Here is a 13,443-nt window from a genome sequence, read left to right on the forward strand (position 1 = left end):
GTGATGGTGACCGTGGTATCGGTTTGCTCCTGCTTGACGACAGTACAGCCGTTGACATTGAAGATGGATTTGTATAATTTTGACATGGGCTTTTTCTTCTGTTTTTTTTGGCGATTAAATTTTAGAAAATAGCCCATTTTTTGTTTAATTTAGGCGAAAGTCAACAAAAAAGGGTGGCGAAGCCACCCACACATGTTGATGAAGAGCCAAAAAAGTTTATTTTACGATATTCGACTTGCGGACTTTTCTTCGGCAAGTTCCTTTTCACGTTGTTTAAGTTTCCGTTCCAATTCACGTTTCTTTGTCGCGACTCTCGGTTTGTAGACTTTTCGCCTTTCAGGACGAGTTTGACCGTTTGCAGCTTCATTTCTTCATTGTAATGGACTCTAGACATTGTTTTTTCCTCGATTCTGGAATGAAATGACTTCGTCATTTTGATTCTGCACCTCGGTCATAAAAACATGTAAACATGTTTTTGCGACACTCGGTTTGGAAATCATTTAACAATGAATATGAAAGCATGATTTATCCTCTTATTAAATCACGCCATGGTCCAAAAATATATTTTCAATAGAGTCCACATTTCTTGTTGAGGGACCTTATGAACCTTGCTCGTGGAATTTTCGCAATAGCCCTGCTGAACCACCGCCCAGTCGCCTTCATCGGTCACAATGAAATTATGCTGGTAAAGCTGGAACCCATCCTGTACGGCAGTGTTGTCCACCTTGGCGCAGAGGCAGGTCTGCTACACCAGTACGTTTGGGCATTTCTCATAGGTACTCAAATTTAAAACGGCTTGTCAAACTCAAAAGGGCATTGAGCTTGCCTTGAACACCTATATGGTGAATACTGTTGTATAGTAAAACTTTAATTTTTTGTATAGAAGCTATAAAAAGCGTGAATTTTGTGTAAAAAGATTAATTTTGTATAATTTTTTTATTGACGAGGTAAAATAACGAAGTTAATTTATCGTCATGCTGAAATCCATAATTGAATACGAGGACTACCGTCAGTACATGCAGGACTTCTACGAAGACCGCAAAAGGACCGGCGCTTTCACCTGGCGGGAATTTGCCAAGCGGGCTGGTTTCAGTTCGCCGAATTTCATCAAGCTGGTGTGCGAAGGTAAGAGCGGTCTTTCTCCCCTCAGTGTGGAGCGTGTGGCATCCGTCATGGGTTTCGTAGGGATTGAACGTGTGTACTTCCGTTCCCTGGTGATGTTCAGCCAAGCCAAGAAGGATTCCGATAAAAAGAATGCCTACAAGGAAATGTGCGATATCGCTGGAGCCCATAGGGTGCGCCTGCTGGAAGGGGAGGCTTACGCATTTTATGAATCCTGGAAAAATGCCGTGATCCGGGAACTGGCTCCCATGATGCCAGGGGCGAAGCCTTTGGAAATGGCCAAAATGTGCATACCGTCCATCACAGCCGCCGAGGTTAGCGAGACTTTGAGTTTCCTGGTTAAAGCGGGGTTCTTGGAGAAGGATGGGGAAGGTTTTCGCCAGACCAACAAGTCTGTGGCAGCATCGGCTGCGGCCCTACCTATGCTGGTGCGCTCCATGCATAAGCAAATGAGTGACTTTGCCAAGGAGTCCATGGACAAGGTCTCTGTTGAAGAACGCAATATTTCGGGTGTCACCGTGGGTATCGACCGAGAGGACTACGAAAAAATTGTTGGTGAAATAGAGGAATTGCGGAGAAAGGTGGTGGCCATTGCCACCGAGAAGAATTCTGCTGAACAGGTCTATCATTTGAACCTGCAGTTTTTTCCGCTGACCCGCAATACAATAGGAGGTGAAAAATGAAGAAGTATATCTATGGCGCTCTGTTGTCTATGCTCTGTGCCTGTTCCAGCGAAAAAGTGGCGGGTGGATCCGCCGAACTTCCAAATGCCGATAAGTATTCCTTTGTGGAGATGGATGATGCTGAAAAGGAGTATTTTGAAGGAGACGCGGATTCGTTCCCCTGCATTAGGCATGATGGTCCGGAATACGAAGTCCTTTATAATTTTGTAAGTCGCGTGGGTTCTTGTGAGGTCCGCAATTTTAGCGATGGGGAGTATAAGGAAGTTCTCCAGGTTGAAATTCACGGGCAGGGTTATAGTGACAAGTCTATGCAACTTGTGAAAAAGGATAAGAACTGGTTTGTTGTGGAGCGAATCTACGAATTGGAATCTGGAGGCTCTTTGGACACGACCTCGGGATATCATGAGGAATTCGGCAAGGATTGCGAAACCAGGCATGGTCAATTCCATGAACAGGAACATGCCTGCATTTTGAAGCTGGACGTGATAGATACGGCCGCTGTATGGAACGCCTATCGCAAGCAGTATGTGGATGGATGTCGTTCGTTCCAGGAGAGTTACGAAGCGGGTATGGATACCCTGGTGGGTGTGTATGGTTTTAGTTTGGGCGATTTGAAGGTGTGCTTTGTTGGAAGTCCGGCTGACGTGTTTCCCCATAAGCGACTGGAGTTTATTGAAGTTCCTGGTCTCAACAACTATTGGCTGGACTACCATAACGCCGGTATAGGTCGAGGCGAGTTGCAGTTTTCCGTATCCGTAAACTTTCTGTATACAGAGAATGAAGAATTTGTGAATGATGTGAAAAATCCGGAATTGGTCTACCTCGGTGTCAGTGTATACGAGACCATGGAGTTGTTCGAGGATCATTGCCAGCGGGATAGTCTTTTCTTCCAGGAAAAATGCGAAGGGATTGGTGGCGAGATGGTGTCTGAAGGGGATTGCTCTGTAGCCAGGGCAACTGAAACTTTCGCCAAATCCGAAGACTTCTTCATGAATTATGAGTGTGCGGGTGTGGTGCCTGTAGCAAAGGCGGAAAAGATTCTTAATAATCTGGCCCAGGAATTTGCAGGAGTTTGCCGGGAGGAGCTGAAGAGGTTCAACATGGAGGATTATCCCGAAGGAATAATGCTTGATTCGTTGAACAGCTTCAATTTTGCAGAATATTTGACGAAGTAGCATTGCGCTTCATTGAATCTGCGGGATCACTTTCCTCGAAAAGATTGTATTTTCAGGGGAGTGAGTCTTCGCAATAGAGCTGCGTTATGAGATTTGTCAGTGGAATCAGTCTATTTATCTTGTCTTTCGCTACGTCAGTTCTTGCCGACGTGGTGTTCTCCGTGGATTTTGAAAATCGTGCTGTCGGCCTGTACACCAATAAGATGGCCCAGGAGGACTTCCCTAAAAAGGCGGGCGTATCCAGTTGGTATGCCATGGAGCAGAATGGGGGCCAGAATGCAAAGATTGTGCAGGACGATGAAGAGCACGGGATGGTTCTGCAGCTGAAGTACCCAAAGGGTTGCGTAGGGCCCAATGACGAGGGCGAGCGCCCCGCCTGCGCCGGGCAGGTGAAGCAGCCGCTCAACGTTTCTGCAGAAGAAATGTGGGTGGCGTACGATATTCAGTTCGAGCCTGGTTTTGAATTTGTGAAAGGTGGAAAGCTGCCGGGACTTTGTGGCGGTGAATGTTATACTGGCGGAAATCGCCCCTCTGTAGGTGACGGCTGGAGCGCCCGCATCATGTGGCGTGCAAATGGAGCTGTGGTGCAGTATCTGTACTTTGTGGATCAGGCGAGTACCTATGGCGATGACGCCAAATGGAACCTGGGTGAAACTGCGGAACAAAAACATTTTGTGCCGGGTAAATGGCACCGTGTGGTGACCCGCGTGGTTATGAATTCTGTTTCCACCGAAGGCACGGGCGACAAGAACGGTATTGTGCAAAGCTGGTTCGACGGAGAACTTGCTTTAGATTTGGATACCTTGCGTTTGCGTGATTTCCAGGACCAGAAAATAGACGAGTTCTATCTCTCTACATTCCATGGCGGAGACGATGACACCTGGGCGCCCTCCACAGATGTGTTCGTGCGTTACGATAACTTCGTGGTCTCCACGGATTCTATCAATGTGAAATCTGTGAAGCCTGGTTCTTCTGACGAAGGCACTTCGGCGATTAAGCCTGCTTTCCCCAGCAGCCGTAGCGGCAAGCGTAGCAGTCTGCGTCCAAGCGAAAATTCCAAATTTTTCAAGAACGACAAAGACTTTAACGCCATCGGGCAGCAATTATAAATTTCTAAATTTGCGGCCATGCCTAATGCCCTAATTTTTGACTTGGATGGAACCCTCTGGGATACAGTCGCTCCCTTGACTCTCATATGGAATCAGGTGTTCCAGAAGAACGGTACGGGCAAGGTGATTTCTGAAGATGACCTTCGAAATGTGATGGGCAAGAACCTTCAGGAAATAGGTCGCATCTATTTCCCTGACATGGCAGAAGAACGTCGCGCCGATATTTTCAGCCAGTGCGCGGTGGCTCATTGCGCTTACTTAAAGGAACATGGCGCCCCGCTATTTTTTGAAAAGAAGTTCATGGAACAGCTTGCTGAAAAATATGAACTGTTCATCGTCAGCAATTGCCCCTGCGGGTACATCGAAGCTTTTCTGGAATCCTGCCATTTGCAGAAGTACTTCAAGGACTTTGAAATGTCTGGACGCACTGGCAAAAGCAAGGGCGAAAACATCAAGGCTATCTGTGAACGAAATGGGCTGAGTTCCGCGCGAAACCTTCAGGAAAAATTTGCGCAAACTTGCGTCTACATCGGCGACACTCTCGGCGATGAAACTGCTGCAAATTTTGCGGGAATTCCCTTTATCCACGCAGCTTACGGTTTCGGCACTGCCAACAACCCTGCCGCCGTTCTCCATAACTTTAACGAACTGCCGGGAGTTTTGGAAAAACTTTTCTAGAATTTACAAATCTTTAACAAAGTAACCCTTGCCAATTTTTATATAAAAGCTATTGTTCATCCCGAGCGTTACGAAAAGTCTCCTGAACACCTGATAAAAAATCAGGTGTTTTTTTGTTTTGTAAAAAAAAATTTCAAAAAAAAGGAGATACTATGCCCAGAAAAAATCCAAATAATCTGCCACAGACTTACACTACCTGGATTTCTGAACTTAAGAAGCGTTATGCCCAGTCGCAAATCAAGGCTTCCATTGCTGTTAACGGCGAGTTGATTGGCTTTTACTACAGCTTGGGTCGCGACATTCAGCAGAAAAAATTCCAGAATACCTATGGCAGCGGGTTCTATAAAAAACTCAGCGATGATTTACGCCGTGAAATCCCGAATGCCAAGGGTTTTTCGCCGACGACTCTGAAATACGCCGTGTATTTCTACGATTTGTACAAGGATTATGTAGAAGGACAAAATCGTCAGCAACTTGCTGACGATTTGAACAACCGAATTCGTCCACAACTTGTGGACGATTTGAAGAAAATCCCTTGGGGACATCATCGCTTTATTATTGATTCTTGTAAAAATTCCCCTAAAAAGGCTCTTTTCTTCGTAAAAAAGACCATTGAAAACAGTTGGTCCCGTTCCGTATTGCTCACGTTTCTTGATACAGACCTGTATGAGCGTGAAGGTAGAGCCGTTACTAACTTCACAACGACTTTGCCCAAGGAGCAGGGGGACTTGGCTCGTGAATTGACTCGGGACCCGTATTGCTTTGACTTTGTGGAAGTTCGTAGCGATTTTGAGGAACGGGAATTGAAAGACGCTCTGCTCAAGAATATTGAAATGTTCCTGATGGAACTTGGACGCGGTTTTGCCTACATGGGGCGAGAATATCGTTTGCAGGTCGGTGAAACGGAACAATTTCTTGATATGCTTTTTTACAACACCAAGTTGCACTGCTATGTGGTTGTTGAAGTGAAAACAGGGAAGTTTGAACCTGCGTACATTGGACAGCTTAGCACTTACGTGGTGGCCGTGAATCATTTGTTGAAAAGCGCAGAAGACAAGCCTACGCTTGGTATTTTGGTGTGCAAGGACAAGGACGAAGTTCTTGCGCAGTATTCCTTGGAGGGCTCGGTCAATCCCATCGCCATCTCAGAATTTGAATTGTTGAAAATTTACCCGAAGGATTTCAAGAGTTGCCTGCCCTCTATCAAGGAACTGGAAGATCAGTTAGGTGGATAAATTTTATTCCCCGTACTTGCTCCAGTCAAAATCAACCTTATTTTTTGCGTTGTATTTGACGATGATTTCTAGGGCGGTATAGGGCTTCAGAGAAAATGTATCAAAGGCTTTTGTTGCGTTTTCGGTAGATGCGCCTAGGCGAAGCCTCAGCCCAAATACATGACCTAGTTCAAAATAGCTTAGAGTTCCGCCAAAATCTAGACCTACAGACGTTTGATCGACGGGCCAATCTTTTTCGTTGGAATCAATATTTATGATTCTGCTGATATTTACGGTGGGACCGATGTATGCGTCGGCTTCCCAATACTTTGTATTGAGATAGCGGTAGTGAAGATCTAGACCGATGACGAAGCTGTCGTAGATATAGTCGTTTGTATTTTCGGAAATTTGCTCAGGACGTTTTTTTAACTCCTTATCGGGGAAAATTTGCATAAGGAACTCGGCACCAAATTGCTTATACCCACCGCCTATGAACATAGATACGCCTATTCCGGGGTCGATATATGAAGATAGACCTCCAAGGGGGAAATCAAGTGCAGGCCCTATGCCAAAGGAAAAATAACCGCCATATTCTTCTCGATTCCAGTAACGCTTCACCAGGTAATGTCTTAAATCTTGATTGGGGATTTTGTCCAAATTCTCTTCTATAAGAACTGCCATTTTTTCTTTTTGATTTTCTGATGAACGCTTTTTGAAAGCGTATTCATTCAACGCGATTATACGGCTAAAGTCATCTTCAATTTTTAGGATGTCATTGTAGGCACCATCGCTATCTAACCAGGAATAAATTTCTGGTATTGAGATTGCTCTACTCGCTACTCCTTGGAGGCTTCTATGAGATTCCCTGTACTTTAAGGTATCGTAGGGAGTCAATCGGATTCCGTTTCCAGAAAGAAGATTCAACCACTTGTAATCTTCATCGGTAAGGGCTGAGCCAAAGATGGGGTAGGTGGAATCTGCTGCATTGATGATTTTATCCATAGCTTTGGAAATTTCGCTGAAGCGTTTTTCCCGGATAAGGTGTCCGATTTCTTGATGCAATTTTGGAATGGGATTTCTCGGGATGCGGAAGGAATATTTGTATGGAAGAACCTTGAGTTGGTTGGGGTCTAATTCCTCGGGCTGATTAGTTGAAACCTGCTGAGAAAATCCGTCTCCAAAAAATACTCTCTTTGAATTTCGTGGTATATGAATCAGGCTTTTAAGTAAATCGACGGAATTTTCTATCCCGTTTTTTGCAGGGACGTAGTAGGGGGTGGTGATGACGGGCAGGTAAAGGTAAACCGTTGTATCGGCTTCCTTCCATGAACGAGAATTGGTGTCGTAGGAATAGGTGGCTTTTATACCAACTTTGATTAGTTGGGTTAATACCTCGCGTGAGTCACGGATAAATCTTAAATCAGAAAATGAATGCAGTTGGTCTAAGGTAGCCCTCCGTTCTAGAACACTTTGAGTGGAATCTAGCCAGTTGTCCCATGCGGTGAATTGCTCCGCTATTTCGTTGTCCACATTGCTTACGACAATCGACCGGTTTGATCGCCAATCTGGGTCGTCAAAAATGCATAGGACTGGGTTGTCGTCCCAACGGGAAGAATAGGCGTTCCACTTGCTGGAGTGTGCTACCACTTCTATGTGATTGACAACCCCGATGACCGGAGTGAATTTGTTTTTGGGGTGATCCAGTTTTTCTTGAACGGTGGGCAAGCTTTTGAATATGCTTGGAACCAGGGAATCAATGACGTCTTCTTGATTTGGTTCAGGTTTGCAATCTCCAAAACAGCAGAAACCGATGGTTGATAAGTCATTTTCAAGTAGGTTGCGTGCAATCCCGCTGACGCACAATAACAATATTGCATATAAAATCCTCATAGGTCCTCCCAACTTGAACATAATCTACAAATGCTCCCCTAGCATCTTTTCCATCCAGATCATGTTGTACCATTGCCCGAATTTGTAGGCGCAATCGTGGAAGGTTCCTACTAGAGTGTAGCCTAGCTTTTCGTGAAATTTCTGGCTGCTGTTATCTAGGCGGGTGCTGCCTGGTTTGGGGCTTGCGATGCAGGCGCATGTGTTCAGGAATCCACGGGATTTCAATTCTCGTTCCAGTTCAGTGTACAGGGCTCGGCCGTAGCCTTTCCCATGTTCGCCAAGCTTTACGTAGATGGATGTTTCTACGCTGCGATTGTAGGCGGCTCGTCCCTTGAAAACTCCCGCGTAGCAATAGCCAAGAATTTCTGTGCTGTTCTCGTCGGAACCCGTGGCGGCTCCTGCTCGTTCTATTACCAGGTAGGGGTACTTTTCCAGCGTTCCCCCAATCCTTGCTGCAAATTCTTCTACGGTGGGGGCGTCATACTCGAAGGTAATGGCGGTGTCTTCTACGTAGGGTTTGTAGATGGCCTGTAGCGCGGCGGCGTCTTCGATTCTTGCGGAACGGATCTTGATCATGGTGACCAGGAAATCTAACAAAAAGCAACTTAACAGGAAAAATTTTTAAATGTAAATTTGCACCTATGAAATGTTTCTTCGTTAGCGATTTGCATATTGATTTTTACGCGCCCCTAACACGGACAGTATCTTTACTGCATCGCTATTTTCAGGAATTTTTCGACAGGAATTTTTTGCCGGCGGATGTTTGCTGTATCGCAGGGGACATTGCCAACAATTATTTTACCTACGTCGAATTTCTGAAGTTTATCGCGACGAAGTACAGCCGGGTTTTTGTATGCCTGGGAAATCACGATGTCATTTGTGAACGTGAGGGCGTTTTCGGTTCGGATCGAGATTTCCCTACGTCCGAAAGTAAGATTACCTTTTACCTGGAAGAGGCTGCGAAAATTCCAAACCTTCACCTGCTGGAAAATTTGACGGTAGATGTTTTTGCCGGGTGCATGGGCATGTGCGATTTTACCTACAAGCATGTTCCCGATGCTTCTGTAGAAGAGTATAAGATGATCTGGTCTACCCGCTGGTTTGACGGTCGCCATTGGAATTACAAAGGCAATGATACGGAGGCCCTCTGGAATCATTATGCGGGAATTATGGACAGTTTGACGGCTGCCCGCCCGAAGGTGATGATGAGTCATTTTTTGCCCATGGAATTCGGCATGGCCGAAATGTATCTGAAGGATCCGCTGTCGACCTACTTCTATTTTCAAGGTGAAAAATTCTTGAGTAATCTGGATGATGGTTCCATCTGGCAGGCGGGACACACCCATTCCGCCATCAAGAAGGTAGTTCGGGACAGCCTCGGAAAAAATCATTTGCTGCTTTGCAATCCTGTTGGCTACCCTGATGAAGAACCGTATCGCGAAAACAATTTGCATAGGGAAGATTTCCTGTTGGATATTTAGGCATCCGGTTTTTTATGTTTAACGTACCCTCGATGCATCAAATTATTTCCTGGTTTGGCTGGGGCCACGAGGCGGGTGCCGTCGCCGCAGTCAGCTTTATGGTGGCGGTTGCCATTATCTTTGTGCCGGTTGTTGCTGGTTTTGCCCTATATGCCTTGGAGCGTCTCCAGATAAAATTGCTCGGAATGATCAGCGTGAATTTTGCGTATGCCTTTGTGAATTTCGTGACCTTCCCGGGGACTTTTATTCATGAGACGTCGCACTTGATTTTGGCGGTCGTTACTGGGGCCAAGGTGACGGATGTATGCATGTTCGAAAACAAGGATGGTTGCCTAGGGCATGTGAGTTATTGTGCCCGGGGGCCGTTCCCCATGCAGATGGTTCAGCATGCCTTGATTGCGGTGGCTCCTACTGTGGTAGGATTTACCGTTGGCTATTTCCTTTTGCAGTATATCATAAAAACGCCCCACACTTGGTGGGGCTATATAGGGCTTTGGTATCTGTTTGTTTCGCTGGTAGATCATTCTACCATGAGTGACGCGGACCTAAAAAATTATTTCCGGGGCGTGTGGATTTTTATCGTGCCGCTGGCCGGAATTTTATTCGCCTGCGAAATGATTACTTGATGTTTTTTCCGTCGGAGAAGGCGTTGCCAACCTTTTCGCCGATGGCATAGTAACCATGTCCTGCCGTATCGTAGCAGATGGGGTTCAGTTTTTTGATGTCGATTTTTTCTTCGGCGTCGAGGATGGATTCGTCGGCGGTAACGTTCACCACTTCGCCTAAAAGCAGTTCCGGTTCTTCGGCGTAGCTTACCATCTTGCATTCCAGGGTGAGGGGCAGTTCTGCAATGAGGGGCGCGTCGACGTTCTTGCTCTTGACGGCGGTAAGTCCGGATTTTTCAAACTTGTCTGCCACTTTGTGGCCGGAGTTAAGTCCAAGGAAATCAATTTCCTTGATGTTTTCGGCGGTGGCCATGCTAACAGTAAAGCACTTGCGTGCCTTGATGTTGTCCATGGTCTTATGGCTGTTGGCTACGTAGATGGCGACCTGGTTCATGTCGCTGACGGAACCCCATGCAGCCACCATGGCGTTGGGCGTACCGTCTTCGTTGTAGGTTCCGATAACCAATACGGGCTGGGGATAAAGATAGGGTTTGGCACCAAGATTTTTACGCATAGAAATTTCCTCTTTCCATTGAAAATAATAAAAAGATTTTCAATTACAACAAAAAAAGCCTGCATTTCTGCAGACTTTCATGATGGGAGAAAATTTCACTAGAAGTTAACGAATAGGCCTAGGTCAACAGCGAACCCGTCGGTGGTAGAGAAGCTGCCGAAGGGGTTCTGCAGGAACTGCTTTGTGAATGCAAGTTCTGCGGCAACACGGCCATATTCAAAACGGGAGCCAAGGTTGACTGTGGTCGTGTTGGCGAATGTGGTTCTGCTGGTTGCGACAAAATCAGCCAGTTCGTACTTTTCGTAGGAGAATACGTTCCAGTCAAGATTTGCGCCGCCGAAAATCATCATATGCTGATTCAATGCGACTTCGCCAAAAATGTTAGGTGTGACGAATGCGCTGAATCTTGTATGGCTATCCATGATGTTTTCGATTTCATCGTAGATGGCGAAGGGGAATCGGGTGTTGACGCCAAGATAGATGCGGGCATCTTCAGCCTTGAGGACAGCTGCGCCAATGTTGAATGTAGGCTTGAACTCGATTCGTGAAGAGGTATCGGAGACGGAGCTCTTGGTAATGACGTGATTCTTTTCGCCCTTGATGACTTCTTCCACGGTGACCTTGGTGTCGGTGGTAAAGCTATGGCGCAAACCTTCCACTCCGAAAGTCCAGAAGACTTCTTCACCGGAGTAAGAAAGGGCTAGCTTTCCGGTAGCGTCCCAGATGTTCTGTTCCCATTTATTGAAGGGGTCTGCGCTGTATCCTTCGGATTCGGGTTTTACGTAGTGGCCGCTTGCGACGATGTCGAAGGAACCGACCTGCAACGAGGCTGTTGCGCCGATGCTGGAGCCGCCATAGGTGATTTTTTCATTTTGTTCGGTAATGGGATATTCTGCATCGTTCCACTGTTTGCCGAAGGATCCGTCAACGGAAACGCCGAACTTCTGGAATGCCACACCGGCGGTGAGTAATCCCATGCTCTGGGAATTGTCGAAGGCGAGGAAGTATGTGGTGGTATTTCCGAAGGCCAGTGCAGCCCTTTCGTTGGTGGGTTCAAGGTACAGTCCCTTGATTCCGTACATCTTGCGGGGTGCGGCTATATTTCCGCCGATGGTTGCGGCTGCGGCTTCGTTACCTACAGCATTATAAATGTTGGCATGCAAGACATCCAGGGGGCCCTTGGTGGGCTTTTCTGCGGTTTGTGCAGGTTCCTGAATGGGAGCGGTGGAATCCTGGGGGACTGCCACGGAATCGCTGGTGGTTGCGGTGTCGGCTACAGCGACCTGCTCTGGGGTGGTTTCGGCTGCGGGTACATTTTCTGCAGTTTCGCGAGCAGTTTCGCGAGCAGTTTCGTCAGCGGCTTCTGCGGGGGTTGTCTCATTTGCGGCAGGGGCAGTCTCGTTTGTTGCGGGAGTGGAGGCTTCTGCCGTGGCCGTTTCTTCGGCACTCTTTTCAGGGTTTACGGCAGCGGTTTCTTCTGCCTTGACCTCTTCTGCGGGGGCTGCTTCTGCTGCAGCGGGGGCTTCGCTAGAGGCGGGAGCTTCCGCGATGGCGGCTGCATTTTGTTCAGCGGCAGGTGCTGCTGTTGTGTCAGATACGGTTGCGCTAGGAGTGGCTTCCTGGGCGTAAAGATTTACAACGGTGCCTAAAGTGGCGATAAGAAGAGACATTTTCATATTCATGTCTTCAACATAAACAAATCATGACGAACCTTATTAAGAATAAATCATTTTTTTGGGAACAGGCGTATACAAAAACTTCAAGAATTTTGGTGCATAATCGAGAGGAGAAGTTTAACTTTGGAAAAAACGACGGAGTAAATTAATGTCACTACTGCGCTTATCAGGGCTGTTTTTAGCTGGAATTCTGACTTTATGGGGCTGTAACGGAGAGAACGTTACTGAAGTCTCCTATGAAAAGCTGGATGAACCTATTGGCGAAAGAATCGGCCCTGTCAGTCAGTATGGAAGGCTGGTTGCCGGAGTGAATTCCGAGGGCAAGGGCCGAATATACGGCAGTTGCAAGGGCGTATCTGATGGTAACGAAGTTCAGGTACGAGGCATGAGCCTTTACTGGAGCCTTTTGAAACCCGCTACAAAGTTTTATTCCGATACCGGCATTACGACCATGGTGAACGACATGAAAATCGAAGTGATTCGTGCCGCCATTGGTACCGAAGAAAATTGGGGCGGGACATTGGGATTTTTGCTGGATCCGGATGCTCAGCGCGAATTGATCGATCAGGCTGTTAAGGCGGCCATAAAGAATGACATCTATGTAATTATCGACTGGCATTCCCATAGTGCGCATAAGCAGTTGAGTGATGCTATCGCCTTCTTCGACGAAATGGCTCAAAAATACGGCCAGTATAACAATGTGATTTTTGAAATTTTTAATGAGCCTACCAGAATTGTCTGGGAGCAGGTGAAGGCTTATGGCGATACCGTCGTCGCGACCATTCGAAAGCATTCTGACAATTTGATTCTTGTGGGTAACCCCATGTGGGACCAGTCGCCCAATTGGGCTATAGGAAAAGAGATCGCCGATTCACTTCATAATATTGCCTACACATTCCATTACTACGCTAATAGCCACAGCATCAAGCTCGAAGGACGGAATGCCGAAGAAGCGATGAATGCGGGATTGTCCCTGTTTGTTAGCGAATGGGGTACTGCAAATGCAAGTGGAAAGGGCGTGCCTGATGCAGACCGCAATGATCAATGGCAGGAATGGATGGATGAACGCAAGCTTTCATCCGCCAACTGGTCCGCTTCCATGATTAACGAAGGTACTGCAGCATTTGCGCAGGAGAGCCGAGTAGACTCTCTTGTGTATACGGTATCCGGTGAATTGGTGAAGGGATATCTATCTGCAAATCCCGATTCTTACAAGGCCTGCAAGGCAAAGTAAGC

The 13,443-nt window shown here is 46.8% G+C and carries 12 protein-coding genes and 1 pseudogene; 8 read left to right on the forward strand and 5 right to left on the reverse strand.

The genetic code is table 11. The annotated features are described in order from the left end of the window. Nucleotides 1-631: 631 nt before the first annotated feature. Nucleotides 632-736, reverse strand: a pseudogene (locus BUB73_RS18065) (DUF763 domain-containing protein); the annotation flags it as partial. 238 nt (nucleotides 737-974) lie between these two features. Here BUB73_RS18065 and BUB73_RS15485 point away from each other — a divergent pair. The 5 genes from BUB73_RS15485 (at nucleotide 975) to BUB73_RS15505 (ending at nucleotide 6,002) form a co-directional block, all read left to right on the forward strand. After that, a complete protein-coding gene (locus BUB73_RS15485) occupies nucleotides 975-1,805 on the forward strand; it encodes a TIGR02147 family protein (protein ID WP_371523057.1) in 831 nt (276 codons plus the stop codon). Then, the gene (locus BUB73_RS15490) at nucleotides 1,802-2,980 is read left to right on the forward strand and encodes a hypothetical protein (RefSeq protein WP_073287221.1); all 1,179 of its coding nucleotides are present in this window, start codon (nucleotides 1,802-1,804) and stop codon (nucleotides 2,978-2,980) included. Before BUB73_RS15485 ends, BUB73_RS15490 begins: the two co-directional genes overlap by 4 nt. 86 nt (nucleotides 2,981-3,066) lie before the next feature. Further along, nucleotides 3,067-4,089 (forward strand): polysaccharide lyase, encoded by a 1,023-nt coding sequence (locus BUB73_RS15495; protein ID WP_139259241.1) that lies wholly within the window; start codon nucleotides 3,067-3,069, stop codon nucleotides 4,087-4,089. Between the two features lie 18 nt (nucleotides 4,090-4,107). Then, complete coding sequence (locus BUB73_RS15500; RefSeq protein WP_073287227.1) at nucleotides 4,108-4,767, forward strand: HAD family hydrolase; 660 nt, start codon at nucleotides 4,108-4,110, stop codon at nucleotides 4,765-4,767. A gap of 152 nt (nucleotides 4,768-4,919) precedes the next feature. Then, the gene (locus BUB73_RS15505; protein ID WP_073287230.1) at nucleotides 4,920-6,002 is read left to right on the forward strand and encodes a PDDEXK nuclease domain-containing protein; all 1,083 of its coding nucleotides are present in this window, start codon (nucleotides 4,920-4,922) and stop codon (nucleotides 6,000-6,002) included. 3 nt (nucleotides 6,003-6,005) lie between these two features. On the opposite strand, the gene BUB73_RS15510 is transcribed toward BUB73_RS15505, so the two are convergent. Further along, nucleotides 6,006-7,871, reverse strand: a complete 1,866-nt coding sequence (locus BUB73_RS15510) for a hypothetical protein (protein WP_139259242.1) — start codon at nucleotides 7,869-7,871, stop codon at nucleotides 6,006-6,008. A 24-nt stretch (nucleotides 7,872-7,895) separates the two neighbouring features. Beyond that, nucleotides 7,896-8,468, reverse strand: a complete 573-nt coding sequence (locus tag BUB73_RS15515; RefSeq protein WP_217650919.1) for a GNAT family N-acetyltransferase — start codon at nucleotides 8,466-8,468, stop codon at nucleotides 7,896-7,898. Nucleotides 8,469-8,512: 44 nt separating this feature from the next. Here BUB73_RS15515 and BUB73_RS15520 point away from each other — a divergent pair, with 44 nt between their 5' ends. Both BUB73_RS15520 and BUB73_RS15525 read left to right on the forward strand, forming a co-directional pair. Continuing rightward, a complete protein-coding gene (locus tag BUB73_RS15520) occupies nucleotides 8,513-9,352 on the forward strand; it encodes a metallophosphoesterase (RefSeq protein WP_073161229.1) in 840 nt (279 codons plus the stop codon). 32 nt (nucleotides 9,353-9,384) lie between these two features. Further along, a complete protein-coding gene (locus BUB73_RS15525) occupies nucleotides 9,385-9,978 on the forward strand; it encodes a hypothetical protein (protein ID WP_249269395.1) in 594 nt (197 codons plus the stop codon). Here BUB73_RS15525 and BUB73_RS15530 read toward each other — a convergent pair. Next, nucleotides 9,971-10,531 carry a flavin reductase family protein gene (locus BUB73_RS15530; RefSeq protein ID WP_073161227.1) on the reverse strand — a complete coding sequence of 187 codons (561 nt, stop codon included), beginning with the start codon at nucleotides 10,529-10,531 and terminating at the stop codon, nucleotides 9,971-9,973. The genes BUB73_RS15525 and BUB73_RS15530 overlap by 8 nt on opposite strands. A gap of 98 nt (nucleotides 10,532-10,629) precedes the next feature. Then, nucleotides 10,630-12,207: a ribonuclease E domain-containing protein gene (locus BUB73_RS15535; RefSeq protein ID WP_073287236.1), complete on the reverse strand. Its 1,578-nt coding sequence runs from the start codon at nucleotides 12,205-12,207 to the stop codon at nucleotides 10,630-10,632. 148 nt (nucleotides 12,208-12,355) lie between these two features. Here BUB73_RS15535 and BUB73_RS15540 point away from each other — a divergent pair, with 148 nt between their 5' ends. After that, entirely contained in the window at nucleotides 12,356-13,441 is a 1,086-nt protein-coding gene (locus tag BUB73_RS15540) for a glycoside hydrolase family 5 protein (protein WP_073287238.1), read from the forward strand. Nucleotides 13,442-13,443 lie beyond the last annotated feature (2 nt).

Source organism: Fibrobacter sp. UWH6 (assembly GCF_900142465.1).
In the GTDB taxonomy this organism is placed as follows: Bacteria; Fibrobacterota; Fibrobacteria; order Fibrobacterales; family Fibrobacteraceae; genus Fibrobacter.

Coding starts and splice junctions, on each gene's coding strand:
- BUB73_RS15485 (WP_371523057.1), top strand. CDS start 975: ATGCTGAAATCCATAATTGAATACGAGGACTACCGTCAGTACATGCAG.
- BUB73_RS15490 (WP_073287221.1), top strand. CDS start 1,802: ATGAAGAAGTATATCTATGGCGCTCTGTTGTCTATGCTCTGTGCCTGT.
- BUB73_RS15495 (WP_139259241.1), top strand. CDS start 3,067: ATGAGATTTGTCAGTGGAATCAGTCTATTTATCTTGTCTTTCGCTACG.
- BUB73_RS15500 (WP_073287227.1), top strand. CDS start 4,108: ATGCCTAATGCCCTAATTTTTGACTTGGATGGAACCCTCTGGGATACA.
- BUB73_RS15505 (WP_073287230.1), top strand. CDS start 4,920: ATGCCCAGAAAAAATCCAAATAATCTGCCACAGACTTACACTACCTGG.
- BUB73_RS15510 (WP_139259242.1), bottom strand. CDS start 7,871: ATGAGGATTTTATATGCAATATTGTTATTGTGCGTCAGCGGGATTGCA.
- BUB73_RS15520 (WP_073161229.1), top strand. CDS start 8,513: ATGAAATGTTTCTTCGTTAGCGATTTGCATATTGATTTTTACGCGCCC.
- BUB73_RS15525 (WP_249269395.1), top strand. CDS start 9,385: ATGCATCAAATTATTTCCTGGTTTGGCTGGGGCCACGAGGCGGGTGCC.
- BUB73_RS15530 (WP_073161227.1), bottom strand. CDS start 10,531: ATGCGTAAAAATCTTGGTGCCAAACCCTATCTTTATCCCCAGCCCGTA.
- BUB73_RS15535 (WP_073287236.1), bottom strand. CDS start 12,207: ATGAAAATGTCTCTTCTTATCGCCACTTTAGGCACCGTTGTAAATCTT.
- BUB73_RS15540 (WP_073287238.1), top strand. CDS start 12,356: ATGTCACTACTGCGCTTATCAGGGCTGTTTTTAGCTGGAATTCTGACT.